Raw genomic sequence first — 26,298 nt, forward strand, 5'->3', positions numbered from 1 at the left:
GGTCTGCCCTGGATCCGGCCTGCCCGGGATGACGAAACAGGGGCGCCCCCGACCGGGACGCCCCTGTTTCGTCATGCCCGTGCTCGGGATCAGCCGGAGAGCCGCTCACCCGAAGACGTCGAGAACACGTGGATCTCGTCGGCCCGCGGCACCACGCGCAGCGTCGAGCCCTTCTCGGGCACCTGGCGGCCGCCCACGCGCACCACGATGTCCTGACCGCCCTCGGCCTCGGTGGTGCGGCCGTAGACGTAGCCGTCGGCGCCGAGCTCCTCGACGACGTTGACGATGATCGTCAGACCGCCCTCGCTGCCGACGTCGAAGTGCTCCGGGCGCACGCCGACCGTGACGGTGCGGTCGCCCGCGTCCGCGGCGGCGGACAGCGCCTCGCGCGACACCGGGACCACGGTCTCGCCGAACTTCACGCCGCCGTCGGCGATCGGGACCTCGACCAGGTTCATGGCCGGGGAACCGATGAAGCCGGCGACGAACAGGTTCGCCGGACGGTCGTACATGTTGCGCGGGGTGTCGACCTGCTGCAGCAGACCGTCCTTGAGGACCGCCACGCGGTCGCCCATCGTCATGGCCTCGACCTGGTCGTGGGTGACGTAGACGGTGGTGATCCCGAGGTCGCGCTGGAGCGCGGCGATCTGGGTACGGGTGGACACGCGGAGCTTGGCGTCGAGGTTCGACAGCGGCTCGTCCATGAGGAACACCTGCGGCTTGCGCACGATGGCACGGCCCATGGCGACACGCTGGCGCTGGCCGCCGGAGAGCGCCTTCGGCTTGCGGTCGAGGTACTGGGTGAGGTCGAGCATCTTCGCCGCGTCCTCGACCTTCCTGCGGATGGTCGCCTTGTCCTCGCCGGCGATCTTGAGCGCGAAGCCCATGTTGTCGGCGACGGTCATGTGCGGGTACAGCGCGTAGTTCTGGAACACCATCGCGATGTCCCGGTCCTTGGGCGGCAGGTGCGTGACGTCGCGGTCGCCGATGCGGATGGCGCCGCCGTTGACGTCCTCGAGGCCGGCCAGCATGCGCAGCGAGGTGGACTTGCCGCAGCCCGAGGGGCCGACGAGGACGAGGAACTCGCCGTCCTCGATGTGCAGCTCGAGCTCGTCGACGGCGGGCTTGTCGCCGCCGGGGTACAGCCGGGTCGCCTTGTCGAAGGTGACAGAAGCCATGGTGATGAATCCCTTCTACCGGCAGGAACGTGCCGGACGATCCGAGTGGAAGGTCTAGTCCAGTAAGCAGGACTCCGCCCGACGCTACCCGGCGCCCCTCCTCCTGTCAGCACCCCCGAGGCCGTGACTTCGAACTCTGTGCGATCTGTCGGACCCGGATGCTTGGATGACGCGCATGAACGGCATCCAGAGTCCCCGCGACGTCCACGAGCTGATCCGCGTCCTCCCCCACGTCCCGGTCCTGCGCGACCGCTGCCGGGCGCTGGCGGCCCTGGACGTACTCATGGACGGCCGGGGCGGACGCTACTTCGACTACGACCCCACGTGGGGTCCGGGCGTCGAGGCCGCGCTGATGAACAACGGCGCGGGCGACGAGTACGCGATCCTCTTCACGCCCGACGGAGTCTTCGGCCGCGGCTTCGACCACGAGTCGTGGATGAGCCCTTACACGAACGAGGACATGGCCCTGTGGCCCGGGCTCGTGGACACCCTGCCGGAGGTGTTCCGGCCGCTGCTCGCGGAGCCGGCCTTCTGTGACGACGACGTGCAGGTCGCCACCGTGGTGTTCTGGCGGGAGACCTCCGACTCCGCCTGGCGGGCGGGGCCGGTGGAGATCCCCGCGGACGGGGACGACGGCACGGGCCACCTCTTCCGCGTCCTGGCGGCCGGCACCCCGGAGGCCTACCGCGCCTTCGCCGAGGGCTACTACGAAACGCCCCTCGACCTGGCGGCGATCCGGCACGTCTGGGACCTCCGCCCCCTGACGGAAGACATCCTGAAGACCCTCAACCCGCATCTCCCCCTGGCCCGGGCGGCCTCGGTGCTGGCCCGCATCGGGTACCCCGTGGGCGTGACAACGTGATGGCCGGGGGGATGGGCCGCTGTGTAAAGTGAGGGCGGTTACGCCTCCTTAGCTCAGTCCGGCCAGAGCAACGCACTTGTAATGCGTAGGTCGTCGGTTCGAATCCGACAGGGGGCTCCGTCCCAGGTCAGATGGTTGTCGGCCGAGGGGACTCGTACGGAAGTGGAAGGCCCCGGGCCCTTGTGGTCCGGGGTCTTCTGCGTGTGCGGCGGGCGTCAGTGGCGGCCAGAGATGCGGTTCGCCAGGCGGGCCAGGGGGGTTGTCGTCGGGGTGTGGGTCGCGGATTCGTGGCGGTCCGCCTCGCGGTAGGCCGCGTAGAGGGCCTGGACGCCGAGCCAGCGGAAGGGTTCCGGCTCCCAGCGGCGGACGCGGTGGTTGACCCACGGGAGGGTGGTCAGGTCCGTGGAGTCCCCCAGGACCAGGTCGCGCAGCGTGCGGGCCGCCAGGTTGGACGTGGCGACGCCCGAGCCGACGTAGCCGCCGGCCCAGCCGAGGCCCGTCGTGCGGTCCAGGGTCACCGTGGCGCACCAGTCGCGGGGGACGCCGAGGACGCCCGACCAGGCGTGGGTGATCTCCACTCCCGTGAGGATCGGGAAGAAGGACGTCAGGAGCTGCGTGAGTGACGTGATCGTCGACTGCTGCGTCGTGCCGTCGGTGTCCGTGCGGGAGCCGAAGCGGTACGGGACGCCGCGGCCGCCGATCGCGATGCGGTCGTCCGCGGTGCGCTGGGCGTACATGTAGGCGTGGGCCATGTCGCCGAGGGTGCAGGCGTCCGACCAGCCGATGCGGGACCAGACCTCGGGCGGCAGCGGGGCCGTCGCGATCATCGACGAGTTCATCGGGAGCCAGGAGCGCTTCTGGCCCTTGAGGGCCGCGGTGAAGCCCTCCGTGCAGCGCAGGACGTAGGGGGCGCGGACCGTGCCGTACGGGGTGACGGCCCGGCGGGGGGCGAGCTCGGTGACGGGGGTGGATTCGTGGATGACCACGCCGAGGCGTTCGCAGGCGGCCGCCAGGCCCTTGACGAGCTTGAGGGGGTGGATGCGGGCGCCGTGCGGGGTCCAGCTGGAGCCGACGGCGTCCGCGATGTCGATGCGGGCGCGGGTGTCGGTGGCGTCGTAGAGCTCGCGGTCGCTCTCGCCGAAGGCGAGTTCGGCGGTGTGGAAGGCCTTGAGGCGGCTGAGCTGGGCGGGGGTGCGGGCGACTTCGAGGACGCCGCCGCGGTGGATGTCGGCGTCGATGTCCTCCTTGGCCGCGACGCCGATGACTTCGGTGACGGTGTCGTTCATGGCCTGCTGGAGGCGGAGCGCGGCCTGGTGGCCGTGGAGTTCGGCGTAGCGGTCGCGGCCGGCGATGCCGCTGTAGAGCCAGCCGCCGTTGCGGCCGGAGGCTCCGTAGCCGCAGAACTTCTGCTCGAGGACGGTGACGCGGAGGTCGGGGGCGGCGGTCTTGAGGTAGTAGGCGGTCCACAGGCCGGTGTAGCCGCCGCCGACGATGACGACGTCGGCCGTGGCGTGGCCGGTGAGGGGGGCGCGGGGTGGCTGGGCGGGAGTGTGGTCCGTCGCGTACCAGAAGGAGATGCCGCCGTTGATCGTCATGGGGGAGTTGGTACACGGGGTTCCGGAGGGGTGTCCAGGTACCGGGTGCCGGGTTTTGGGGCGGGACGGGTGGCCTTTTGGCTGATGTGGCGGGGCGGTGGGGTCCTTAGGGTGACGGCTGGGGGTTTCGTCCCGGTTCTGAGGGGTTTGCGTCTGAGGGGGTGGTCGGGCGGTCGTAGGGTCGGCGGCATGGTGGAGATTCCGGAGGGGCTGGTCCGGGCGCAGATCGCGTACCACGGTGACGCGGGGCGGGAGTTCGTCGCCGGGCTGCCCGCGCGGGCGGCGGAGTTCCTGGAGCGGTGGGAGCTGCGGCGCACCGGGCCCGGGATGCACGGGGTGACGGCCTTGGTGCTGCCGGTGGAGCGGGCGGACGGCTCGGCGGCGGTGCTGAAGCTGTCGAGGGTGGACGAGGAGAGTGCGGGGGAGCCGCTCGCGCTGCGCGCGTGGGACGGGCGGGGCTGCGTACGGCTGCTGGAGCACGATGCGCAGACCGGGGCGCTGCTGCTGGAGCGGCTGGACGAGCGGCGGCCGCTGTCGGTGTCGGCGGAGCGGGATGCGCGGCAGGCGGTGCGGGTGGTGGGGGAGTTGCTGGCGCGGTTGACGGCGGTGCGGGCTCCGGCCGGACTGCGGGGGCTCGGGGGAGTGGCGGCGGGGATCCTGGAGGCCGTACCGGAGGCACTGGGGCGGGTGGCGGACGGGCGGGCGCGGGGGCTGGTGGCGGATTGCGCGGCGGCGCTGGCGGAGGTGGCGGGGGAGCCCGGGGACCGGTTGCTGCACTGGGATCTGCACTACGGCAACGTGCTGGCGGGCGGCCGGGAGCCGTGGCTGGCGATCGATCCGAAGCCGCTGGCAGGTGATCCGGGGTTCGAGCTGCTGCCGGCGATCCGGAACAACTTCGCGGTGGGGGAGGTGCGGTGGCGGTTCGATCTGCTGACGGAGGCGCTGGGGCTGGACCGGGAGCGGGCCCGGGCGTGGACGCTGGGGCGGGTCCTGCAGAACTGCCTGTGGGACGTGGAGGACGCCGAGGGCAGGGAAGCCGCGGGCGGCGGGGTGGAGTTGGAGGAGGAGCAGCTGGCGGTGGCGGAGGTACTGCTGGGGCGGTGACGCGCGGCTGCGTTCCCGGCGTCGTGCGCCCGCCGGGGATTACGGGGCGGCCCTTAGGCTGCCGGGATGATCCGTAGCGCTGTTGTCGAAGACGTCCCCGTCATCCACGCCATGATCCGCGAGCTGGCGGAGTACGAGAAGGTGCCGCACGAGGCGCGGGCCACGCAGGAGCAGTTGCGGGAGGCGCTGTTCGGGGCGCGGCCCGCGGCGTTCGCGCACATCGCGGAGGCGCAGGACGGGGAGGCCGTCGGGTTCGCGGTGTGGTTCCTGAACTTCTCGACGTGGCGCGGGGTGCACGGGATCTACCTGGAGGACCTGTACGTGCGGCCGGGCGTGCGCGGCGGCGGGCACGGGAAGGCGCTGCTGGCGGAGCTGGCGCGGATCTGTGTGGAGCGCGGCTACGAGCGGCTCGAGTGGGCGGTGCTGAAGTGGAACGAGCCGACGATCGCGTTCTACGAGGCCTTGGGCGCGCGGCCGCAGGACGAGTGGTCGGTGTACCGGCTGACGGACGAGCCGCTGAGGAAGCTGGGCGCGGCGCAGGGCTGAGGCCGCTGCGCCGGGCTCCGGGTGCGCCGTCAGCCGGTGATCTTGCCGGTGAAGGCGGCGAGGTTGGTGCGGGCGCGGTCGATCTTCTCGGGGAGGGTGAGGGTCTCCTCGTAGCGGCCGGCGCGCAGCTTGGGCTGCCGCTTGCCCCGGATGTAGAGGGAGCAGGCGAGGTCGGCGCAGACGTAGATGCCGACGGTGTTGCCCTCGCGGCCGCGGGCCCCGGCGAGGGGGGCGACGAGGAGGGAGACGCCGGAGGCGGCGTGGCCGGTGAGGCAGATCTGGCAGACGCTGGATTTGAGGGCGCTCGTGCGGCTGGTGCCGGGGACGCGCAGGGTGATGCCGACGGGGGTGCCGTCGGCGTCCTGGCGTACGAGGTGGGCGCGGAGCGGGGCTCCGGGGTCCACCCAGCCGAGGAAGTCGAGGTCTTCCCAGGGGAGTTCGCCGAAGTCCAGCGGGAGCTTGAGGCGTGCCGCCTCGCCCTTCGTGCAGTTCACGAAGGACGAACGGATCTGTTTTTCGGTGAGCGGGTCCACGTCGGGGGACGGTACGTGGGGGTACGGGCTGCTGTCATCCGATATTACCGGCGGTGCGGGGGCTCCCCTCAGGGCTCGAGGACGACTTTGCCGGTGGTGGCGCGGGTTTCCAGGGCGTGGTGGGCGGCGGCCGCTTCGGCGAGCGGGTAGCGCTGGAGGGCGGGCCGGAGCCGGCCGGCGGCGGCTTCGGCGAGGGCGCGGGTTTCCAGGAGGCGCAGGGGGTCGTCGCCGCCGGCCCGCCGGAGCATGGCGGGGCCGAGGACGTTGTGGGTGGTGACGGCGCGGGCGGTGAGGTCGGCGCGGTCGGTGTCGGTGAGGGGGATGGGGCCGGCGGACCGGCCGAAGACGAGGTGACGGGCCCCGGGGGCGAGGAGGCCGAGGGCGGCGCGGGCGGTGGGGCCGCCGACGGAGTCGAAGAGGACGGTGGCGCCGGCCGGGTGGCGTTCGCGTACGGCGTCGGTCCAGCCGGGGGCGGTGTAGTCGAGGGCGAGGTCGGCACCGTTGGCGGCGGCGAGAGCCGTTTTGGCGGGGCCGCCGGCGAGGGCGATGACGGTGGCGCCGGCGCCCCGGGCGTACTGGACGAGCAGCGTGCCGATGCCGCCGGCGGCGGCCGGGACGAGGGCGACGGAGTCCGGGCCGAGGTCGGCGAACTGGAGGATCCCGAGGGTGGTGCGGCCGGTGCCGATCATGGCGACGGCCTCGGCGGGGCCGAGGCCGGGCGGTACGGGGTGCAGGCGGTCGGCGTCGGCGACGGCGTACTCGGCATAACCTCCGGGCGCGAACCCGAGGTGGACGACGACCTGGCGGCCCAGCCAGCCGGGGTCGGTGCCGGGGCCGAGGGCGTCGACGGTGCCGGCGACCTCGCGGCCGGGGATGGTGGGCAGCTCGGGGAGGGCGGGGGCGGGGCCCTGGACGCCCTGGCGGAGGGCGGTGTCGAGGAGGTGGACTCCGGTGGCGGCGACGGCGATGCGGACCTGGCCGGGGGCGGGTACGGGCGCTTCGGTGCGCTCGTGCACGAGGTTCTCGGCGGGGCCGAAGGCGTGGAGGCGGATGGCGTGCATGGTGTGCAGGGTGTCCATGCGGACAGGCTCGGACCTGAAGCGCGGTTGAGGTCAAGGCTCTGCCGACTGCCGACTGCCGACTGCCGTTGTCAGTGGGGCGGGGGACGATGGGGGCATGGCGCGCAAGGGGCAGCAGGAGACGGTGAAGGCGGCGCGGCGACCGGAGGTGCGGCTGCCGGAGCTGAGTGCGTGGGAGGGTGGTGAGCTGGAGCCGGACGGGGACTACGACGGGCTGGAGTTCGCGGACCTGGACCTGGTGGGGCAGGAGGGCATCGGGGCCCGGTTCATGGACTGCGCGCTGCGGCGGTGCGCGCTGGACGAGACGGGGCTGGCGAAGGCGCGGATCCTGGACTCGGTGCTGGAGGGGGTCCGGGGGGTGGGGACGGACCTGTCGGGGGCTTCGCTGCGGGACGTGGAGCTGGTGGAGGCGCGCCTGGGCGGCGTACAGCTGCACGGGGCGGTGCTGGAGCGGGTGGTGGTCCGCGGGGGCAAGATCGACTACCTGAACCTGCGGAAGGCGCGGCTCAAGGACGTGGTGTTCGACGGGTGCGTGCTGGTGGAGGCGGACTTCGCGGGCGCGGTGCTGGAGCGGGTGGAGTTCCGCGGGTGCGCGCTGCGGGGGGCGGATTTCACGGGGGCGCGGATGACGGACGTGGATCTGCGGGGGGCCGCGGAGCTGGACATCGCGCGGGGGGTGGACGCGCTGTCGGGGGCGGTGATCAGCCCGTCCCAGCTCTTCGACCTGGCCCCGGCCCTGGCGGCGCAGCTGGGCCTCCGAGTCCTGTCGTAGCCCCCGCGGGGGCCGCGTCCCGGCGCTACGCCGGGACGCGGGGGAAGCGGGACTGGAGGGTCCAGATGGTGGGGTTGTCGGCCAGGGTGTCGTGCATGTCGGTCAGGTCCGCGATCAGGTCGTGCAGGAAGTCGCGGGCTTCGCGGCGCAGCAGGCGGTGGCTGAAGGTCAGCGGTTCCTCCTCCGGCGGCATCCAGTCGGCCTCGATGTCGACCCAGCCGAAGCGGCGCTCGAACAGCATCCGGTCGCTGGACTCGGTGAAGTCGAGCTCGGCGTACTGGCGGTTGGCGGAGCGGCTGCCGCGGGGGTCCTGATCGAGCTGCTCGACGATGTCGCAGAGCGCCCAGGCGAAGTCCAGTACGGGCACCCATCCCCAGGCTGTGGACACTTCCCGGTCCTTGGCGGTGTCGGCGAGGTAGACGTCCCCGCAGAACAGGTCGTGGCGCAGGGAGTGGACGTCCGCCGAGCGGTAGTCGGTCTGCGGGGAGTCCGGGAAGCGCCGGGAGAGGGAGTAGCCGATGTCGAGCACGTACCCGATGGTGTCACGGGTGCGCGGCCGTCCCCACCCCGGCGGTCGGCGGCGCCGCCGCCGTCAGCCGCCGTCAGCGGACGTTGACGGCGGTCCAGGCGGCGGCGACGCGCCCGTACTCGACGCTGCCCGGGCCGTAGAGGTCGGCGGCGGCCATGAGGGTGGCGGTGCGGGCGCGGGCGTAGTTGGTGGTGGAGGTCATATAGGTGCTCAGAGCCCGGTACCAGATGCGGACGGCCTTGTCCCGGCCGATGCCGAGCAGCTTGGAGCCGTCGTAGGTGGGGGAGTCGTAGGAGATCTTGTTGATCTCCTTGGGGCCGCTGCCTTCGGCGAGGAGGTAGAAGAAATGCCGGGCGGGGCCGGAGGCGGCGTACGGGTCGAGGGTGCCGATGTCACGTGACCAGTAGTCGCGGGAGTGGCCGTCGAGGCTGGGGTGGTCCATGCGGCGCAGGGAGCCGTCGGCGAAGACGCGTTCGCCGATGAAGTAGTCGCCGACGTCGGTGGTGTTGTCGGCGAAGAACTCGATCGAGGTGCCGAGGATGTCGGCGGTGCCCTCGTTGAGGGCGCCGGGTTCGCCGGAGTATCCGAGTCCGGCGGTGGCGGCGACCACGCCGTGCGTGAGCTCGTGGCCGACGATGTCGAGGGTGGCGAGCGTCCGGCCGGTGGCGGGGTCGTCGCCGTAGTTGGCGCAGAAGCAGGACGGGTCCCAGAAGGCGTTGGGGTAGTTGCTGCCGTAGTGCACGCGGGAGGTGACGCCGGTGCCGTCGCCGCGGATGCCGTTGCGGCCGAGGACGCCCTTGTAGAAGTCCCAGGTGACGGCGGTGGCGTAGTGGGCGTCGACGCCGGCGGACTGGCGGTCGGCGGGGGTGCCGGTGCCGCCCCAGTCGTTGTCGGGGTCGGTGAAGAGGGTGCCGCCGCCGGTCTGGTTCATGGCGTCGACGGTGCGCTGGTTGCCGCGGGTGGTGTCGCGGAGCTGGTACGCGCTGCCGGTGGAGTAGGTGGTGAGGGGGACGGTGCCGGCGTGCTGGCTGTGGCCGGTACCGGTGCTGCGGGGGGCCGCAGTCGCAGCCGTGGCCGTGGCGGCGGTGACCGTCATGACGGCGGCGGCGGCGAGGAGGACGGCGAGGCGGGTGCGGGGAGAGGACGTCGGGTGGGTCACTCGGGCTCCTTCGCGGTGGCCGGGGTGGCGGCGCGAGTGAGCGTGACAGGGCGGCCCCAAGTTTTGGCAGGTCTGCGACAAGTAATTCGGGGATCCCGGCAGGGTTGTCCGAACAGCCCCCGCTCGGTGTCCGGAACCCGACGCTGCCGTCAGGGCACGAGCCCCGTCAGGGCGCGAGCCCCGTCAGAGCAGCAGGCGCTGTTCCTTGGCCACCGAGACCGCTCCCGCGCGGGTGTCCACGCCGAGCTTGTCGTAGATGCGGCCCAGGTGGGTCTTCACCGTGGCCTCGCTGATGAACAGGGCCCGGGCGATGTCCCGGTTGCCCAGCCCCCGCGCCAGCTGGCCCAGGATGTCTAGCTCGCGGTCCGTCAGCGTCGGGCGCGAGCCCCGCATGTGGGCCATCACGCGGCTGGCCACCGGCGGCGAGAGCGTCGTACGGCCCGCTGCCGCCGAGTGGATCGCGGAGAACAGCTCCTCCGGGCGCTCCGCCTTCAGCAGGTAGCCCGTGGCGCCCGCCGCGATGGCGCGGGTGACGTCCGCGTCCGTGTCGTACGTCGTGAGGACCAGGACGTGCGGGGGGTCGGTCACCGCCGTGATGCGGCGGGTGGCTTCGACCCCGTCGATGCCCTCGCCCAGCTGGAGGTCCATCAGCACCACGTCCGGGCGGAGCATCGCCGCCAGGGCCACCGCCTCCTCGCCGCTGCCGGCCTCGCCCACGACCTCGATGTCCGGCGCGCTGCCCAGCAGCGCCAGCAGGCCGGCGCGGACCACCGCGTGGTCGTCGCAGAGGAGGATCGTCGTCATCGGGCCGGTTCCAGTCGTCATCCGGTGGGCTCCAGGGGGATGGCCGCGGAGAGGACCGTGCCCTCGCCGGGGGCGGATTCGAGGGTCAGGGTGCCGCCGAGCTGGCGGACGCGGGCGCGCATCGCCGGGAGCCCGTGCCCGCGGTCACCGGCTGCCCCGCGCGTACCCGCCCGCGGCTCGGTGAAGCCCTCGCCGTCGTCCGCGACGTCGAGGACCACCTGGTCGCCCAGGAAGCTCAGGGTCAGGGCCGCGGTCCGGGCGTGCGCGTGCTCCCGTACGTTGGCCAGCGCGCCCTGCGCGATCCTCAGCAGTGCCGACTGGACCCGGTCCGGGAGCGGGGCCGGGGTGCCCTCCAGGTGGAAGCGGACCTCGATCTCCGGGCCCGCGTCGAGCGCGCGCAGCGCGTCCGCGAGGCCGCCGCCCCCTTCGAGCTCCGGCGGGGCCAGGTCGTGGACCAGCCGCCGCGCCTCCGCCAGCCCGCGCGCCGCGATGCCGGTGGCGGTACGGACGTGCGCACGGGCGGTGGCCGGGTCGCTGTCCCAGGTGCGGTCCGCGGCCTGGAGCAGCATCTGCTGGCTGGACAGGTGCTGGGCGAGCGTGTCGTGGATCTCCATCGACAGCCGCTGCCGCTCGGCGAGCGTGCCCTCGCGGCGCTCGGTGGCGGCCAGCTCGCGGCGGGTGCGGATCAGGTCGTCGATCAGCGCGCGCTGGGACTCGGCCTGGCGCTCCATGTGGACGAAGACGGCGGTGGCGAGAGCGGCGATCGCGGGCGGGGCCAGCAGGAGGTTCGGGTCGAACTCCTTCGAGAGCTTCAGCTGGGCCGCCACCACGAACACGGTCAGCAGGGCCACGAGGACGATCGCCGCGCGGGGCGGCAGGGTGCGCAGGGCGGTGAAGAAGAGGGGGACGGCGCACCAGGCGAAGCTGGGCGCGAGGACGACCAGGACCACCCAGGTCGCCACCACCAGCCCGAGCCAGAGCATCCGACGCACGGTGGGCGCGGCCCCGAGCGCGGGGCCGAGCACGTACAGCAGGGCCAGCACGATGCTGAGGGCGATGATCCAGGGGGTGCTGGGCGAGCCGGGGTGGCGCAGCAGGAAGCGGGCCACCGAGGCGCCGAGGAGCAGGAAGAACGCCGTGTGCATGACGGTCGCCAGGGTGCGTGTGTCGGCCTTCCCCGGCGTGCCGGGTGTGCCGGGCCCGCTGGGCGTCCGCGGTGTGCCGGGCGGGCCCGGCGTCCCCGGCGCCTGTGGCGGGGTGCGGCTCACGTGGCTCACGGCGGGCTCCCGGGTCGGTGTCTGGCTCCTCCATCGTGCCTGGTCGTACGCGATGGCGCCGACCAGCCAATCCGTACCCGTACCCGGTCCGCATCGACCGATCGGTTGACCCCGGGGTCAACCGGTGCGGCAGCCGTCGCGAGCCGGTACGGGGACCGGTGGGCGCCGGCTGCGGGCCCAGGCTTGGAGCAGCAGAACGAGCCGACGCACCCAGCCGATGCACTCAGGAGCAGCAGACATGAACACCCGCACCCGCGTTCTCACCGGTACCGCCCTCGCCGTCGCGCTCGGCGCCGGGACCTTCGGCGCGGTCAGCGCCAGTGCCGCGCAGCCCGAGACCGTCCCGGCCGTCGCCGCCGCCAAGAAGGACGGCCAGCCGAACGAGAAGAACTTCACCACCACGACCCACCTCACCGTCGACGCCGCCACCCGCGCCGCCCAGGCCGCGCTCGAGGCCGCGCAGAAGGAGAACCAGAAGGTGACGGTCGCGGTCGTGGACCGCAACGGCAACACCATCGTCACCCTGCGCGGCGACGGCGCGGGCCCGCAGTCCTACGAGTCGGCGCAGCGCAAGGCCTACACCGCCGTGTCCTGGAACGCCCCGACCTCGGTGCTCGCGGGCCGCCTTGCCCAGGCCCCGAACCTGAAGGACATCCCCGGCACCCTCTTCCTCGGCGGCGGCACCCCGGTGCAGGCCAACGGCGCCCCGGTCGCGGGCATCGGCGTGGCCGGCGCCCCGAGCGGCGACCTGGACGAAAAGTACGCCAAGGCCGGCGCCGACTCCCTGGACAAGTAGTCCCGGCACGTACTCCTCGGCGCGACCCGCGCGATCCGGCCCCCTGCGAAATCCGGCCCTCGCGGGAAACGACCCGAAGTACGACATCGGGCCCACATAGGATCGGGCGCGTGGAACACCGCCGCGCGCTCTCCCGCTTCGCCGCCCCTGCGGCCGCCGCTGCCGCCCTGCTCGCCCTCACCACGGCGTGTACGGCCGGCACGGTGCAGGGGCGGCCGGGTGCGTCCGGGCTGCGCGACCCGTACTTCCCCAAGGCCGGCAACGGCGGCTACCAGGTCGAGCACTACGACCTGGACCTCGACTACGACCCCGCCGACGGGGAGTTGAACGCCACCGCCGTCATCACCGCCCGCGCGGAGCAGGGGCTCAGCTCCTTCAACCTCGACCTGAGCGGCCTGGACGTCGAGGGCGTCACCGTGCACGGCGAGGGCGCGCGGTTCAACCGGACCGGGCGGGAGCTGACGGTGCGTCCGGCCAAGGACCTCAAGAAGGGCGAGGTCTTCCGTACGGAGATCGACTACCGCGGCAAGCCGAAGCCCATCACGGATGCGGACGGCGCCAAGGAAGGCTGGATCACCACCGCGCACGGCGCCGTCGGGGTCGGCGAGCCGGTCGGGTCGATGGCGTGGTTCCCCGGGAACCACCACCCCAGCGACAAGGCCACGTACGACATCACCCTCACCGTCCCCAAGGGCTACGAGGCGGTGGCGAACGGCGAGTTGAAATCCCGCACCGACACCGCCGGCGGGCAGACCGAGTTCGCGTGGCACAGCCCGGAGCCGATGGCGAGCTACCTCGCCACCGCCGCGATCGGCAAGTTCAAGGTGACCACCGGCCGGACCCCGTCCGGGGTCGCCCTCTACGAGGCCGTCACGCCCGCGGAGGCGGCCGCCAGTGCACCGGCGCTGGCGCGGCTGCCGGAGATCGTGGAGTGGGGGAGCCGCAGGTTCGGCCCGTACCCCTTCGGCACCGCGGGGGCGATCGTGCTGCCGGCCGAGACCCTCACGTATGCGCTGGAGACGCAGACCAAACCCGTCTTCTCCGGCGCACCCGACGAGAAGCTGGTCCTGCACGAGACGGCCCACCAGTGGTTCGGCGACTCGGTGTCGCCGAAGTCCTGGAAGGACATGTGGCTCAACGAGGGCTTCGCGACCTACGCCGAGTGGCTGTGGTCCGAGGACCACGGCGGGACGACCGCGCAGCAGTACTTCGACGCGTTCCTCGCGGGCGACACCGCGGTGGACAAGGACGCCGACTCCGACTGGGACGCCTTCCCGCCCGCGGACCCGCCCAGCGCCAAGGACATCTCCGAGACTCCGGTGTACTACCGGGGCGCGATGGTCCTGCAGCGGATCCGCCAGGAGGTGGGCGACGAGAAGTTCTTCGCCCTGCTGCGCGGCTGGGCCCAGGACCACCGGTACGGGAACGCGAGTACGGCCGAGTTCACCGCGTACGCGGAGCGGACGACGGGGCACGACCTGAAGAAGGTCTGGGACGTCTGGCTGTACGGGGAGGGCCGGCCGAAGTAGGCCGCCCGTCGCGACACGGGACGAGCGGTTGGAGGATCACCCGCCGAACCGTAGCGAAGCCCCCTCCCCGGACGGCCGGGAGGGGGCTTCGGCTGCGACGTGTCGGCTCAGACGTTGACGCCGAAGTCCTGGGCGATGCCGGTCAGGCCGGAGGCGTAACCCTGGCCGACCGCGCGGAACTTCCACTCGGCGCCGCTGCGGTAGAGCTCGCCGAAGACCATGGCGGTCTCGGTGGCCGCGTCCTCGGAGAGGTCGTAGCGGGCGATCTCGGCGCCGCCGGCCTGGTTCACGACGCGGATGTACGCGTTGCGGACCTGGCCGAAGTTCTGGCTGCGGGTGTCGGCGTCGTAGATCGAGACCGGGAAGACGATCTTGTCCACGTCGGCCGCGAGCGTGGCGAGGTTGACGTTGATGGACTCGTCGTCGCCGGAGCCCTCACCGGTGCGGTTGTCACCGGTGTGGACGATGCTCTGGTCCGGGGTGGACTTGTTGTTGAAGAAGACGAAGTGACCGTCGGAGACGACCTTGCCCATTGCGTTGACCGCGATGGCGGAGGCGTCCAGGTCGAAGTCGACACCGGTCGTCGTACGGACGTCCCAGCCGAGGCCGACCGTGACGGCGCTGAGGCCGGGGGCCTCCTTCGTGAGCGAGACGTTGCCGCCCTTGGACAGGCTTACTGCCATTTTGACTGGTGTCCCTTCCTCGTCGCATGGCCGCGAGATTGTGGCCAAGGTACCGCTGACCTTCATAACGCGGGGAGGGGGGCAGTAGGTTCCACTCCGGGATTTCTCCGCGGATTCCCCCACCATTCAGCCCTGGAAATACGGGTGACGGGGATCGCGCCGGGCGGGATCATAGGGGGCATGCCTGGTCCCCATGTCATTCGCGGTTCGGTCGTGCTCCCCGAGGCGGAGCTCGCCTGGCGCTTTTCGCGATCCTCCGGGCCGGGTGGGCAGCACGTGAACACCTCGGACTCGCGCGTGGAGCTGCTGTTCGACGTGGCGGCGACGAAGGCGCTGCCGGACGTGTGGAAGGAGCGGGCGCTGGAGCGGCTCGCCGCACGGCTGGTGGACGGGGTGCTGACCGTACGGGCCTCGGAGCACCGGTCGCAGTTCCGCAACCGGGAGATGGCGCTGGTCCGGATGGCGTCCGTGCTCGCGGAGGCCACCGCCCCGCCGCCCAAGGCGCGCCGCGCCACGAAGATCCCGCGGGGGATCAACGAACGCCGCCTCCGGGAGAAGAAGGCCCGGGCGGAGACCAAGCGCGGCCGCACCGGCCGCGACTGGTAGCAGCGCGGGCGCTCAGAGCGCCAGGTGGCGGTAGCGGCCGCGGAAGTAGGCCAGCGGCGGGGAGTCGGGGGACGGGATCGCCGAGGTGAGGACGCGGCCGACGACCAGGGTGTGGTCGCCCGCCTCGACGCGGTTCTCCGTACGGCATTCGAGGGTGGCCAGGGCGCCCGTCAGCAGCGGGGCCCCCGAGACCTCGCCGCGTACGTAGGGCAGGTCCGCGAAGAGCAGCCGGTCGCTGATGCGGTTCTTCATCGAGAAGCGGCCCGCCACCTGCACCTGGTGGTCGGCGAGGACCGAGACCGCCCACAGGGGCTGCTCCGCCAGCAGGTCGTCCATCCGGGAGCCCTCGCGCAGGCTCACCAGGACCAGCGGCGGGTCCAGGGACACGGACATGAAGGCGGTGGCCGTCATGCCGACGTCCTCGCCGCCCGGACCGTCCGGCGTCAGCGCGTTCTCGTGTGCGGTGATCAGGCACACGCCCGCCGCCAGGCGGGACATCGCGGCCCGGAACTCGTCGTTGCTCACGCCCTCAGGATGAAGGGTGGAGGCGATCGGCATGGGTACAGGGGTCGTCTTCGGCACGTTGGGAACGCTAGTCTCGCCCTCCCGCTCCGCACATCGGGCCCGAGTCCGAGCCGCGTCCCGGCCCGTCGACCTAGGCCGCCCCAGGCCCCGGGCGTATCGTTTGCTCCCGGGAATGCAGGGGAGCGCTCCCAGGCGCCGCCACCCCCACCGCTCACCTTTATTCATCTCATGTGACTTGAGTCACAGAGAGGAATGCAGGGGAGCGCTCCCAGGCGCCGCCACCCCCACCGCTCACCTTTATTCATCTCATGTGACTTGAGTCACAGAGAGCAAGATTTGTTGACCCTGTGTACCGGGCGCACAGCTCACTGTGATTCAGTGGACGGGACACCGCAACGAAACGCCGATGACAAACCTGGAGTTGCTGTCGAGGTCTCGGGGAGAGCGAGCAATGGAGACCGAGTCGGAGCCGTACGTCCGTCTTGCGACCCTGCGGCAGCTTCACCAGGTGGTGGCCGAGCTCAATACGGCCAGGAGCCTGGCGGACACTCTGCAGACCGTCGTGGACGGCATTGTCGTGGGCCTCGGCTACCAGCTCGCCTGTGTCAACCTCGTACGCCCTGACGGGGATCTCGTCGTCGCCGCGTTCGCCGGCGACCCCGCCGCAGAAGCCCTCATCACCGGCCGCGTCGGCTCCCGAGCCTCCTGGGAGCGCCGTCTGACGATGGGGGAGAGCTGGGACGGGCTCCGCTTCATCCCGCACACCGAGGGCTGGATCCTCCTCGAGGACGACGTGCCCCAGTGGCACACGGACGGCCCCGATCCGCGCTTCGAGGACGAGTGGCACCCCGAGGACCGGCTCTACGCCCCCATGCATGCGTCCGGCGGGGAACTTCTGGGTGTCATTTCGGTGGACAGGCCGCGCAATGGGCGGCGCCCCGGCGCGTGGGGGCGCGAAGCGCTCCAGATGTACGCCTTCCAAGCCGCGATTGCGATCAGCAACGCACGGCTGCGCGCGAACATGCAGCGGGCCCTGGTCCGGCTGGAGCGTGAACAGCAGGCGCTGCGCGCGAGCGAGGAGTCGTTCCGGCAGGCCTTCGAGTACGCGCCCAGCGGCATGGCGATCGCCGAGATGGGCGGGGACCAGCACGGGCGGCTGCTGCGGACCAACGACGCGCTGTGCCGGCTGCTGGGCCGGCCCGCCTCCGTACTGCGCCGGTACTCCTTCTCCGACCTGGTCCACCCCGAGGACATCGGGACCCTGCTGCGCACCTCCGCCGAGGGCGGCCGGGCCGAGCTGCGGCTAGGGCGGCGCGACGGCACGTACGTATGGGTGTCGCTGCGCAACTCCGTCGTCGCGGACGCCGCCGACGGGCCGCGCTTCCTGCTCACGCACGTCGAGGACATCGAGGAGCGCAAGCGCCACGAGCTCCAGCTCGCCCACCGGGCCAGCCACGACTCGCTGACGGGCCTCCCGAACAGCGCCGAGCTGCGCGCCCGCCTCGGCGCGCGGCTGTGCCGCAGGCCGCAGTCGGTCCGCGCCACCGCCGTGGAGGCGCTCGACGCGGCCTACGAGGGGCACGGTGTCGGCGGGGGGCTCCCGGCAGGTGGTGGTGGCGGTGAGCACGGCTTTCGGCCCGACGCCTTCCCCGAGCCCTTCGAGTTCCCCGGCGCGCCCGCGGTGCCCGGGGCCCCCGGCGCCCCCGGTACCCCCGGCGCGGGGGCGGGCCCGTACGACCACCACGTGCACATGGTGGCGCCCGCGACGGACATCGACGACGGGACGAAGGGGCTCGCGGTGCTCTTCTGCGACCTCGACGGGTTCAAGTCGATCAACGACCGGTTCGGGCACCACACGGGTGACGCGGTCCTGATCGAGGTGGCCCGGCGGTTGACGACGGGCGTCAGGGACGGTGACACCGTCGCTCGGCTGGGTGGTGACGAATTCGTCGTCCTCGCGGACGGACTGGGCGCCGCCGACGCCGCAGACCTGGCCGTCCGGCTGCGCAACGCGATCATCCCGCCGATCCGGGTGGACGGCCGCGCGGTCCGTGTGGGCGCGAGTTTCGGCATCGGATGGGCCAGCTGCGGCATGTCGGCGGACGAGGTGCTGCGCTCGGCCGACCAGCGGATGTACATCGAGAAAAGGTCCCGTTCCAAGGCGCACCGCCGGGCCGGATGAGGCGATCGGCCGCCCGTGGGTCCACGTGTTCGGGGTAGGCTCCCGTGGGTTGAAAGGAGTGACCTGCGATGACGACGCCCGCGAACCACGGCTCGAACAGTGGGGCGAACCAGCCCGAGGACGACGACCCGTTCGGCTACCTCTACGCGGACGGCCAGGCCGCCGGAGCCACCCCGCCCGCACAGGGCGGTGGATACGGCTACCCCGGCCCGACGGCCGGTGGTCAGCCAGGCGCGCAGCCCGGTGTCCCCCGTACCTCGTACAACCAGGTGCGCACGGTCGGTGAGCGGACGTACGGCGGCCAGCGCGGCGCCCAGGTCCCGCCGCAGCAGCAGCCGCCGGCCTACCAGGCGCAGTACCAGGCCCCTGAAGCCCTCCAGGCGGGCGGCTACGGGGTTCCGCCGCAGCAGGGGCAGACCACGGCGTCGATCCCCGCGCCGGGCGGCCACGGAGGCCACGGCGGAGGCGGCGGTTCCAGCCGTAAGGGCATGCTCATCGCGGCGGTCGCGGTCGTCGCCGCGGTCGCGATCGGCATCGGTGCGGCCGTGACCTTCGGCGACAAGGACAAGGACAAGAACGACAAGGGCAACGCGGCGGGCGGGCAGCAGTCCGCGCAGCCGCAGAACTCGTCCTCCGCGCAGCCGAGCCCCTCGACGTCCCCGGAGGCCCCGCTGCCCAAGGCGGACGCCTCGGGTGCGGGCATGTCCCTGACCGGCGGCGCACACCTCGAAGGCACGGTCCCGGGCGCGAAGAGCGCGGGCGGCCAGTACGTGGGCGGCCTGAACGCCGCCGGTGCGGCGGCGACGTGGACCGTGGACGTGGCCAAGGCGGGCCAGTACAAGCTGAAGATGGTCTACGGGGTGCCGGGCAAGGACGCCAGCACCACGCTGACCATCAACGGCGAGGCGCAGTCCCGGCCGGTCAACATGAAGAACTTCTCCCAGGCCAAGCCGGGTGAGTGGGACAAGGGCTGGACCAACACCTGGTCGCTCGTGACGCTCAAGCAGGGCACGAACACGATCAAGATCTCGTGCGAGGCCGGGAACCAGTGCGAGGTCAATCTCGACCAGCTCTGGCTCGAGAAGGGCTGATGAGGGGGCGCGCCGCTCCAGCGCCCTCATGCACCGTCAGTGTCACCGACCCCCGTACCTGTTCGTAGGTGCGGGGGTCGAAGTCTCCTGCCGTCGGGGCGTGGACCGTGGCCGCCGAGAGGGCTACCGCGCGGGTCAGGCGGGCCGGCCAGTCCAGGCCCTCCGTGAGGGCCGACAGCAGGCCCGCCACCGCGGAGTCCCCGGCTCCGGTCGGGTTGCCCGTCAGGGCGCGCGGCGGGGCCGCCTGCCAGGTGCCCTGGGCGGTGGCCGCCAGCAGCCCGCCCGGGCCGAGCGAGGTGACCACGGCGTGCGCGCCGCGGCGGCGGGCGTCGCGGGTGGCCTGCAGCGGCTCGCGGGAGCCGGTCAGCTCGGCGAGCTCGGCGGCGTTCGGCTTGATCATCTCCGGGCGGGCGGCCACCCCGCGGCGCAGGGCCTCGCCGCTGGTGTCCAGGAGGGCCGGGACCCCGGCCGCGCGGGCGGCCCGTACGAGCACCGCGTACGCGCCCACCGGCACGCCCGGCGGGAGGCTGCCGCACAGGGCGACCGCACCGGCGCCGGCCAGCAGGGCCTCGTAGCGGGCGAGGAACTCCGCCCACTCCGCGGAACTGATCTGCGGGCCGGGCTCGTTGAACTGCGTGGTGTCGCCCGAGGCTTCGTCGACGACGGCCAGGGTGCGCCGGGTGGTGCCCGCGCAGGGCACCAGAGCGTCCGTCACCTGCGGGGAGTCGGCGAGCAGTTCGCGTACGACGGCCCCGGTGCGGCCGCCCGCGAAGCCGGTCGCGGTGACCTCGTGGCCGAGGGCGGCCAGCACGCGGGCGACGTTGAGGCCCTTGCCGCCGGGTCTCTCGGTCACGGCTGTGACCCGGTGCGTGGTGTGCGCGATCAGCTTCGGCACGTGGTGGGTGACGTCGAGTGCGGTGTTGAGCGTCACGGTCAGGATCATGGCAGGCCCCGGTCTCGGTGTGTGCCGGGATCATGCCAAACAGCAGTACGGGCGGCCCAGTCCCGCGGGCCGCCCGCCTGCCTCCCATACCCGCTCAGACCAGCGGATCCACGATCCATTCGCCGCGCCGCATGACGCCCTTGACGTCGAACTCCGCGTCCAGGACGACCAGGTCGGCGTACTTGCCCGGCTCCAGCGAGCCGACCTCGTCGTACAGGCCGATCAGCTTGGCGGGGTTCACGGAGATCGCCTGGACCACGGACTCGACGGGCAGCTTGTCCAGCGTCACCGACCGCTTGAACGCGGTGTCCAGGGTCAGCGTGGAGCCGGCGATCGAACCGCCCTCGACGAGGCGGGCCACGCCCTCCTTGACCTCGACCTCCAGCGGCCCGAGGTGGTAGATCCCGTCGCCGAAGCCCGCCGCGTCCATCGCGTCGGTGATCAGCGCCACGCGGTGCGCGCCCGCGTGGTGGAAGGCCAGCTCCAGCATCGCCGGGTGCAGGTGGGTGCCGTCGTTGATCAGCTCGACGGTGACCCGCTCGTCCTCGAGCAGCGCGGCGATCGGGCCGGGGGCGCGGTGCTCCATGCCGGGCATCGCGTTGTACAGGTGGGTGGCCACGGTCGCGCCCGCTTCGATGGCCTGGCGCGTCTGGTCGTACGTGGAGTCGGTGTGGCCGATCGCGGCGATGACCCCGTGCTCGGCCAGCAGCCGTACGGACTCCAGCCCGCCCGGGAGTTCGGTGGCGAGGGTGACCATGCGGGCGGCGCCGCGCGCGGCGTCGATCAGTTTGCGGACCTCGGCCGGGTCGGGGTCGCGCAGCAGCTCCTCCTTGTGCGCGCCCTTGCGGCAGGCGTTGATGAACGGGCCCTCGAAGTGGATGCCCGCGATCTCGCCCTGCTGGGTCAGCTCGGCGAGCAGCCCGGCGCGGCGGGCCAGTTCGTCGAGGTCGCCGGTGACGGTGGAGGCGACGAGCGTGGTGGTGCCGTGCTCGCGGTGGGTCCGTACGCCCTTCAGGACCTCCTCGGCGGTGCCGGAGGTGAAGGAGGCGCCGCCTCCGCCGTGGTTGTGCATGTCCACGAAGCCGGGGACGATCCAGTGCCCGGACAGGTCGACGGTGCTCGCGCCCTCGCCGGCGCTGCCGGCGATGCGCGCGCCGTCGACGATGACGCGGCCGCCCGCCACGGTCCCGGTGGGCAGCACCACCCTGGCGCCGGAGAGAACGGTGCTGTGTGCGCTTCCGGACATCAGGCAGGTACCTCCGTGGCGAGTAGGTCCCAGGCGAGCAGCCCTGCGCCCAGGCATCCGGCGGTGTCCCCGAGGGCCGCCGGAACGATGTCGGGCAGCCGCTGGAACGTCACGCGCTCCTCGACGGCCTTCCGTAGTGGTGTGAACAAGGTTTCCCCTGCCTCGGCGAGCCCGCCACCGATGATCAGAGTGCGCGGGTCCAGCAGGGTGATCGCGGTGACCAGGCCGTCGGCGAGGGCGCAGACGGCGGCCTGCCACACCTCGCGGGCGCGCGCGTCGCCGGACTCGACGGCCTTGGCGCAGTCGGCGGCGTCCGCGGCGGGGTCGCCGGAGGCGCTCGCCCAGGCGCGGCTCACGGCGGACGCCGAGGCGAGGGTCTCCAGGCAGCCGTACTGGCCGCAGCCGCAGGCGGGGCCGCCGGGGCGGACCACGATGTGGCCGATCTCGCCCGCGTAGCCGTGTGCGCCGGCCTCGATGCGGCCGGCGATGCCGATGGCGCCGGCGATGCCGGTGCCGAGGGGGACGAACAGGAAGCGGTCGGCGCCGCGGCCGGCGCCGATGCGGCCTTCGGCGAGTCCGCCCGTGCGGACGTCGTGGCCCAGGGCCACCGGGAGGGAGCCGAGCCGTCTGCTGAGCAGCTCGCGCATCGGTACGTCGCGCCAGCCCAGGTTCGCCGCGTAGACGGCGATCCCGTTCTCGGCGTCGACGATGCCGGGGACGGCGACGCCGGCCGCGGAAGCGGGCATGCCGAAGCGCTCGCGGCCGAGGTCCGACAGCTCGGCGGCGAACTCCAGGATCGTCTCGACGACGGCGTCGGGGCCCCGGTCGCGGCCGGTGGCGCGGCGCGCTTCGTGGAGCAGGGTGCCGTCGTCGGCGATGAGGGCGGCCTTCATCCCGGTGCCGCCCACATCGAGGGCGATGACGTGCTTCACGGCGTGTTTCACGGGTTTCACAGGTGACAGTCTCGCGTGCTCGGCGGGGAAAGGTCTAGTCCATTGGAAGGGATTGTTGAGCTGCCATACAAATTCGCGACCTCGGACGGGACACGAACCGGGCACGGTGCGTTTCCCGATGTGGACGAGCCGCCAAAGTGGTGTAGACCTTACGTGGATCGTACGTACAACAAGGGGTGGATCGAGAACTGTGAAGGGCCGTTACCTGAGCCTGGCCGCGACCGGAGCCGCGCTGGGCCTGACCGCCGTGGCGCTGACCGGCTGTGGAGCCGTGGGGAGTCTCACCGGGAACAACGAGGTGACCCTGCGGGTCGTGGCGGCCGACTACGGGGACAATCCGCAGAACTCCTCGTCGGGGTACTGGAAGGACCTCGCCGCAGGCTTCGAGAAGGACCACCCCGGCGTCAAGGTCGAGGTCAGCGTCTACTCCTGGTCCGAGGTCGACGCCAAGGTCGCGGCGATGGTCAAGGCCGGCAAGGCCCCCGACGTCGCCCAGATCGGCGCCTACGCCGACTACGCGGCCGCCGGCAAGCTGTACACGGCGGACGAGCTGCTCTCCGTCACCACCGAGGCCGACTTCCTGGCGCCGCTCGCGGACGCGGGCAAGGTCAGGCGGGTCCAGTACGGCATGCCGTTCGTGGCCAGCACCCGCCTGCTCTTCTACAACGAGAAGCTGCTGACGGACGCCGGGGTCATCCCGAAGGACGCCAAGGGCGGCTGGCAGCCGAAGAGCTGGGCCGACCTGGAGGCCGCCGCGAAGAAGCTCAAGGCCGCGGGCGTGGCGACCCCCTTCGCGCTGCCGCTGGGCCGCGAGGAGGCGCAGGCCGAATCGATGATGTGGATGCTCTCCGGCGGTGGCGGCTACACCGACAACGAGGAGGCGTACTCGATCGACTCCCCGGAGAACGTCAAGACCTTCGAGTTCCTGCGCGACAAGATGGTCGGCCAGGGGCTGACCGGGCCGACGGAACCGGCGAAGACGGACCGCCGGGCCGCGTTCGACGCGTTCGCGCGGGGCGAGGTCGGCATGCTCAACGGCCACCCCACGCTGATCAAGCAGGCGGGGGAGAAGGGCGTGAAGTTCGGCATGGTGGCCATGCCGACCGCCGACGGGACCGAGCACCCGACGATGGGCGTCGCGGACTGGGTGATGGCCTTCAAGAACGGCCACCGCAAGGAGTCCGGGAAGTTCCTGGACTACCTGTACCAGGCGAAGAACGTGACGGCCTTCACCAACAAGTACGACCTGCTGCCGGTCACGACGAGCGGCTACCGGGCGACGGACGCCGGTACGGGGGGTGCCGCCCCGCAGCTGAAGACGTTCCTGCAGGCGCTGCCGAACGCCCGGCTCTACCCCGTCGGCAAGAAGTCCTGGGCCGGGGTGAGCGAGGACGTCAAGCAGAACATCGGCAAGAGCGTGCAGCCGGGCGGGCAGCCCGCGAAGGTCCTCGAGGACATCGCGGAGGCGGCGCGCAAGGCCGACGCCCACTGACCCGCGGGCCGGCCGGCCGCGGGCGCCCGCCGCTCGGCGGAGGGCGCCCGGTGGCTGTCGGAGGGCGGCGTTAATCTGGCGGTATGACGGACGACGGGAGCCCGGACGGGAGGCCGGACGAGGGGCTGGACGAGGGGCCGGACGAGGGGCTGACGGCCGCCGAGGCCGCGGTTCTCGCGTACGAGGGACGCACCTGGCCCGGGCCCGGGGCCAAGGAACGGGCCATACGGGAAGGGCTGGGGATGACCCCGGTCCGCTACTACCAGCTGCTCAACGTGCTGATGGACGACCCGCGGGCGCTGGCCCACGCGCCCGGCACCGTCAACCGGCTCCGCCGCATCCGCGAAGCCCAGCGGGCCCGGCGCTGACGCATCGGCGCCCACGGGCCCGCCGCGCGCCGTAGCCGTGGCCCGGCAGGGCCGTTAGGGTCGTCCGTATGGGGAGCCATCCGCACAGCCTGCCGATGCCCGTCACCACCGCCGGACGCGAGGGACTCGAAGCCCTCCTCCGCGCACCCCGCCGTTCCGTGGTCGCGCTCGACTTCGACGGCACCCTCGCCGAGATCGTCCCGGACCCGGACCAGGCGCGGGCCCACCCGGGAGCCGTCGGGGCGCTGGCCGCGCTGGCCCCGGAGGTGTCTTCGGTGGCCGTGATCACCGGCCGCCCGGCGGGGGTCGCGGTGCGCTACGGGGGCTTCGCCGGGGCTGCCGGCCTGGAACACCTGGTGGTCCTCGGCCACTACGGGGCCGAGCGGTGGGACGCGGTGAGCGGCATCGTGCACACCCCGGCCGAGCACCCGGGAGTCGCCGCCGTACGGGCGGAGCTGCCCGGATTCCTGGACTCCATCGGAGCCTGGCGCGGTACGTGGATCGAGGAGAAGGGCCGGGCGCTGGCCGTGCACACCCGGCGCGCCGAGGACCCGGAAGCGGCCTTCGCCGCGCTGCGCGAGCCGCTGGCCGAGCTGGCGGCGCGGCACGGGCTGATGGTGGAGCCGGGGCGGGCGGTGCTGGAGTTGCGGCCGCCGGGGATGGACAAGGGCGTGGCCCTGACCGAGTACCTGGCGGAGACGGGTGCCGAGGCCGTGCTGTACGCGGGGGACGACCTGGGCGACCTCGCCGCGTACGCCGCCGTGGAGAAACTGCGGACCGACGGCATGCCGGGGCTGCTGGTGGCCAGTGGCTCGGCCGAGGTTCCCGAGCTCGCCTCCCGGGCCGACCTCGTCCTGAACGGCCCGCAGGAGGTCGTCGCCTTCCTGGCCACCCTGGCCGAAGCCATCCGCTCCGCGAGCCCGACGCCGTAACCGCTGCGCGGGGCGGGGAGAAGGCCCCGCCCCGCGCAGCGGTTGCCGTCACGCCTCGCGGAGGGCGTCCAGTTGGGCCGTGAACCAGGCCGTCGGGGGGAGGGCCGTGGCCGCCAGGGCCAGGCGTTTCGTGCGCTCGGCACGCTCCTCGGCCGGCATGGCCAGGGCGGCGTGCAGCGCATCGGCCGTCTCCGACACGTCGTACGGGTTCACGGTCAGCGCGTCCTCACGGAGCTCCAGGTACGCCCCCGCCCCGGTCGACAGCACCAGCACGCACCCCGCGTCCGAGACCACCGGGATCTCCTTCGCCACCAGGTTCATCCCGTCCCGCACCGGGTTCACCAGCGCCACGTCCGCCAGCCGGTACGCCGCCAGGGAGCGCGCGAAGTCGTCCTTCACCGACACCAGCACCGGCTGCCAGTCCTCCGTGCCGAACTCCTCGTTGATCCGCTCCGCCAGTTCCCGCACCGCCTCCGTGTACGACCGGTACACCGCCAGGTCCTGCCGGGACGGGTAGGCCGAGGCCAGGTGGACCACCCGGCCCCGCCATTCGGGGTGCTCGGTGAGCAGCTCCCGGTACGCCAGCAGCCCCCGCACGATGTTCTTCGACAGCTCGGTCCGGTCCACCCGGACGATCGTCCTGCGGTCCCCGGTCTCCGCCCGCAGCGCCGCCAGCTTGTCGTTCACCTCCGGCCGGTGCGCCAGCGCCCGCAGTTCGTCGCCGTCCACGCCCAGCGGGTACACGGCCACGGTCGTCCGCCGGTGCCGTACCGGGCCCCTCGTCATCTTCTCGATGTACGGCGCGTCCCTCGGGTCCACCCCGGCCGCCGTCTTCGGCTCCGCGATGCCCCGCTCGTCGTCCAGCTGCGCCGCGGTCATGAAGCTGTGCGCCCACGCCCACGTGTGGAAGCCCACCACGTCCGCCCCGAGCATGCCCCACATCAGCTGCGCCCGGACGTCGTCGGGGAGCATGTCCAGGAACTCGCGCGAGGCCCACGGGGTGTGCGTGAAGTGGCTGATCTTCAGGTCCGGCCGCAGTTCCCGCAGCTCACCCGGGACCAGCGCCAGGTGGTAGTCCTGCACGAGCACCGCCGCGCCCTCGCCGGCCTCCTGTGCCAGCGCCATTGCGAAGGCGTGGTTGTAGGCGACGTACGACTCCCACTGCCGCCGGAACTGCGCGTCGAAGACCGGCTCGCGCGGGATGTCGTAGAGGTGGTGGTGCGTGAACCACAGCACCGAGTTCGCGATGCCGTTGTACGCGTCGTCGTACGTGGTGGGATCGATGTCCAGCATCCGGACACCGGGTTCGGAGACACCGCGGCGGACCGCCTCCCGGTCCGCCTCCGACAGCGCCGCGCAGATCCACAGCGCCTCCGGCTGCCGGGCGAGGGCGGCGGAGAGGCCGGACACGAGCCCGCCCCCGCCGCGCCGGGCCGTGAGGGTGCCGTCGTCGGAGAGAAGGTAGGAGAGCGGGCCGCGGTTCGCTGCAACGAGTACCTGGGAAGCCATGCGGC

General features: G+C 72.5%; 26 protein-coding genes and 1 tRNA gene. 13 read left to right on the forward strand and 14 right to left on the reverse strand.

The window, feature by feature from the left end; genetic code table 11:
* Positions 1-89 precede the first annotated feature (89 nt).
* A complete protein-coding gene (locus OHT74_RS21645) occupies positions 90-1,178 on the reverse strand; it encodes an ABC transporter ATP-binding protein (protein ID WP_266666009.1) in 1,089 nt (362 codons plus the stop codon).
* 166 nt (positions 1,179-1,344) lie between these two features.
* Between OHT74_RS21645 and OHT74_RS21650 the strand changes: the two genes are divergently transcribed.
* Both OHT74_RS21650 and OHT74_RS21655 read left to right on the forward strand, forming a co-directional pair.
* A complete protein-coding gene (locus OHT74_RS21650) occupies positions 1,345-2,040 on the forward strand; it encodes a hypothetical protein (protein ID WP_328621101.1) in 696 nt (231 codons plus the stop codon).
* A 42-nt stretch (positions 2,041-2,082) separates the two neighbouring features.
* A tRNA-Thr gene (locus OHT74_RS21655) sits at positions 2,083-2,157 on the forward strand.
* 98 nt (positions 2,158-2,255) lie between these two features.
* Here the strand turns inward: OHT74_RS21655 and OHT74_RS21660 are convergent.
* Positions 2,256-3,635: an NAD(P)/FAD-dependent oxidoreductase gene (locus tag OHT74_RS21660; RefSeq protein WP_328621102.1), complete on the reverse strand. Its 1,380-nt coding sequence runs from the start codon at positions 3,633-3,635 to the stop codon at positions 2,256-2,258.
* A 189-nt stretch (positions 3,636-3,824) separates the two neighbouring features.
* On the opposite strand from OHT74_RS21660, the gene OHT74_RS21665 reads away from it, so the two are divergent.
* Both OHT74_RS21665 and OHT74_RS21670 read left to right on the forward strand, forming a co-directional pair.
* Positions 3,825-4,739 (forward strand): aminoglycoside phosphotransferase family protein, encoded by a 915-nt coding sequence (locus tag OHT74_RS21665; RefSeq protein ID WP_328621103.1) that lies wholly within the window; start codon positions 3,825-3,827, stop codon positions 4,737-4,739.
* Between the two features lie 66 nt (positions 4,740-4,805).
* Positions 4,806-5,285, forward strand: coding sequence for a GNAT family N-acetyltransferase (locus OHT74_RS21670; RefSeq protein ID WP_266666013.1), 480 nt, complete (start codon positions 4,806-4,808; stop codon positions 5,283-5,285).
* Between the two features lie 29 nt (positions 5,286-5,314).
* On the opposite strand, the gene OHT74_RS21675 is transcribed toward OHT74_RS21670, so the two are convergent.
* On the reverse strand, positions 5,315-5,818 hold the full coding sequence (locus OHT74_RS21675) for an FBP domain-containing protein (RefSeq protein WP_266666014.1): 504 nt from the start codon (positions 5,816-5,818) through the stop codon (positions 5,315-5,317).
* A 68-nt stretch (positions 5,819-5,886) separates the two neighbouring features.
* Positions 5,887-6,879 carry a zinc-binding dehydrogenase gene (locus OHT74_RS21680; protein WP_328623361.1) on the reverse strand — a complete coding sequence of 331 codons (993 nt, stop codon included), beginning with the start codon at positions 6,877-6,879 and terminating at the stop codon, positions 5,887-5,889.
* Between the two features lie 115 nt (positions 6,880-6,994).
* Here OHT74_RS21680 and OHT74_RS21685 point away from each other — a divergent pair, with 115 nt between their 5' ends.
* Positions 6,995-7,669 carry a pentapeptide repeat-containing protein gene (locus OHT74_RS21685; RefSeq protein WP_266666015.1) on the forward strand — a complete coding sequence of 225 codons (675 nt, stop codon included), beginning with the start codon at positions 6,995-6,997 and terminating at the stop codon, positions 7,667-7,669.
* Positions 7,670-7,694: 25 nt separating this feature from the next.
* On the opposite strand, the gene OHT74_RS21690 is transcribed toward OHT74_RS21685, so the two are convergent.
* The 4 genes from OHT74_RS21690 to OHT74_RS21705 all read right to left on the reverse strand — a co-directional run bounded on the left by OHT74_RS21690 (position 7,695) and on the right by OHT74_RS21705 (position 11,438).
* Positions 7,695-8,198, reverse strand: a complete 504-nt coding sequence (locus OHT74_RS21690; protein ID WP_266666016.1) for a hypothetical protein — start codon at positions 8,196-8,198, stop codon at positions 7,695-7,697.
* 73 nt (positions 8,199-8,271) lie between these two features.
* Positions 8,272-9,357 carry a M4 family metallopeptidase gene (locus OHT74_RS21695; RefSeq protein WP_443047455.1) on the reverse strand — a complete coding sequence of 362 codons (1,086 nt, stop codon included), beginning with the start codon at positions 9,355-9,357 and terminating at the stop codon, positions 8,272-8,274.
* Positions 9,358-9,540: 183 nt separating this feature from the next.
* Complete coding sequence (locus OHT74_RS21700) at positions 9,541-10,182, reverse strand: response regulator transcription factor (protein WP_328621104.1); 642 nt, start codon at positions 10,180-10,182, stop codon at positions 9,541-9,543.
* Entirely contained in the window at positions 10,179-11,438 is a 1,260-nt protein-coding gene (locus tag OHT74_RS21705) for a sensor histidine kinase (RefSeq protein WP_443047456.1), read from the reverse strand. The genes OHT74_RS21700 and OHT74_RS21705 overlap by 4 nt, the downstream gene beginning before the upstream one ends.
* Before the next feature lie 238 nt (positions 11,439-11,676).
* Between OHT74_RS21705 and OHT74_RS21710 the strand changes: the two genes are divergently transcribed.
* Positions 11,677-12,234: a GlcG/HbpS family heme-binding protein gene (locus OHT74_RS21710; protein ID WP_266666017.1), complete on the forward strand. Its 558-nt coding sequence runs from the start codon at positions 11,677-11,679 to the stop codon at positions 12,232-12,234.
* 110 nt (positions 12,235-12,344) lie between these two features.
* Entirely contained in the window at positions 12,345-13,763 is a 1,419-nt protein-coding gene (locus OHT74_RS21715; protein ID WP_328621105.1) for a M1 family metallopeptidase, read from the forward strand.
* 107 nt (positions 13,764-13,870) lie between these two features.
* Here OHT74_RS21715 and OHT74_RS21720 read toward each other — a convergent pair whose 3' ends face one another.
* Positions 13,871-14,446 (reverse strand): TerD family protein, encoded by a 576-nt coding sequence (locus tag OHT74_RS21720; RefSeq protein ID WP_266995416.1) that lies wholly within the window; start codon positions 14,444-14,446, stop codon positions 13,871-13,873.
* A 180-nt stretch (positions 14,447-14,626) separates the two neighbouring features.
* On the opposite strand from OHT74_RS21720, the gene arfB reads away from it, so the two are divergent.
* Positions 14,627-15,052, forward strand: a complete 426-nt coding sequence (gene arfB, locus OHT74_RS21725; protein WP_030156996.1) for an alternative ribosome rescue aminoacyl-tRNA hydrolase ArfB — start codon at positions 14,627-14,629, stop codon at positions 15,050-15,052.
* Positions 15,053-15,064: 12 nt separating this feature from the next.
* Here the strand turns inward: arfB and OHT74_RS21730 are convergent, their stop codons facing one another.
* The gene (locus OHT74_RS21730; protein ID WP_328623362.1) at positions 15,065-15,610 is read right to left on the reverse strand and encodes a flavin reductase family protein; all 546 of its coding nucleotides are present in this window, start codon (positions 15,608-15,610) and stop codon (positions 15,065-15,067) included.
* Positions 15,611-16,028: 418 nt separating this feature from the next.
* Between OHT74_RS21730 and cdgB the strand changes: the two genes are divergently transcribed.
* A complete protein-coding gene (cdgB, locus tag OHT74_RS21735; RefSeq protein WP_328621106.1) occupies positions 16,029-17,759 on the forward strand; it encodes a diguanylate cyclase CdgB in 1,731 nt (576 codons plus the stop codon).
* A 68-nt stretch (positions 17,760-17,827) separates the two neighbouring features.
* The gene (locus OHT74_RS21740; protein WP_328621107.1) at positions 17,828-18,850 is read left to right on the forward strand and encodes a CBM35 domain-containing protein; all 1,023 of its coding nucleotides are present in this window, start codon (positions 17,828-17,830) and stop codon (positions 18,848-18,850) included.
* On the opposite strand, the gene OHT74_RS21745 is transcribed toward OHT74_RS21740, so the two are convergent.
* The 3 genes from OHT74_RS21745 to OHT74_RS21755 form a co-directional block, all read right to left on the reverse strand.
* The gene (locus OHT74_RS21745; protein ID WP_328621108.1) at positions 18,816-19,793 is read right to left on the reverse strand and encodes a 1-phosphofructokinase family hexose kinase; all 978 of its coding nucleotides are present in this window, start codon (positions 19,791-19,793) and stop codon (positions 18,816-18,818) included. The two genes, OHT74_RS21740 and OHT74_RS21745, sit on opposite strands and share 35 nt — an antisense overlap.
* Before the next feature lie 94 nt (positions 19,794-19,887).
* Complete coding sequence (gene nagA, locus OHT74_RS21750) at positions 19,888-21,039, reverse strand: N-acetylglucosamine-6-phosphate deacetylase (protein WP_328621109.1); 1,152 nt, start codon at positions 21,037-21,039, stop codon at positions 19,888-19,890.
* On the reverse strand, positions 21,039-21,971 hold the full coding sequence (locus tag OHT74_RS21755) for an ROK family protein (protein ID WP_328623363.1): 933 nt from the start codon (positions 21,969-21,971) through the stop codon (positions 21,039-21,041). Before OHT74_RS21755 ends, nagA begins: the two co-directional genes overlap by 1 nt.
* Before the next feature lie 211 nt (positions 21,972-22,182).
* On the opposite strand from OHT74_RS21755, the gene OHT74_RS21760 reads away from it, so the two are divergent.
* The 3 genes from OHT74_RS21760 to otsB all read left to right on the forward strand — a co-directional run bounded on the left by OHT74_RS21760 (position 22,183) and on the right by otsB (position 24,784).
* Positions 22,183-23,484, forward strand: coding sequence for an extracellular solute-binding protein (locus OHT74_RS21760; protein ID WP_266666024.1), 1,302 nt, complete (start codon positions 22,183-22,185; stop codon positions 23,482-23,484).
* 83 nt (positions 23,485-23,567) lie between these two features.
* Positions 23,568-23,852, forward strand: coding sequence for a DUF3263 domain-containing protein (locus OHT74_RS21765; protein WP_266995405.1), 285 nt, complete (start codon positions 23,568-23,570; stop codon positions 23,850-23,852).
* Positions 23,853-23,920: 68 nt separating this feature from the next.
* Positions 23,921-24,784, forward strand: a complete 864-nt coding sequence (otsB, locus tag OHT74_RS21770; RefSeq protein WP_266666026.1) for a trehalose-phosphatase — start codon at positions 23,921-23,923, stop codon at positions 24,782-24,784.
* 48 nt (positions 24,785-24,832) lie between these two features.
* Here the strand turns inward: otsB and OHT74_RS21775 are convergent, their stop codons facing one another.
* Positions 24,833-26,293: an alpha,alpha-trehalose-phosphate synthase (UDP-forming) gene (locus OHT74_RS21775; RefSeq protein WP_266666027.1), complete on the reverse strand. Its 1,461-nt coding sequence runs from the start codon at positions 26,291-26,293 to the stop codon at positions 24,833-24,835.
* Positions 26,294-26,298: the final 5 nt, after the last annotated feature.

This window comes from Streptomyces sp. NBC_00354 (assembly GCF_036106915.1).
GTDB lineage: Bacteria > Actinomycetota > Actinomycetes > Streptomycetales > Streptomycetaceae > Streptomyces.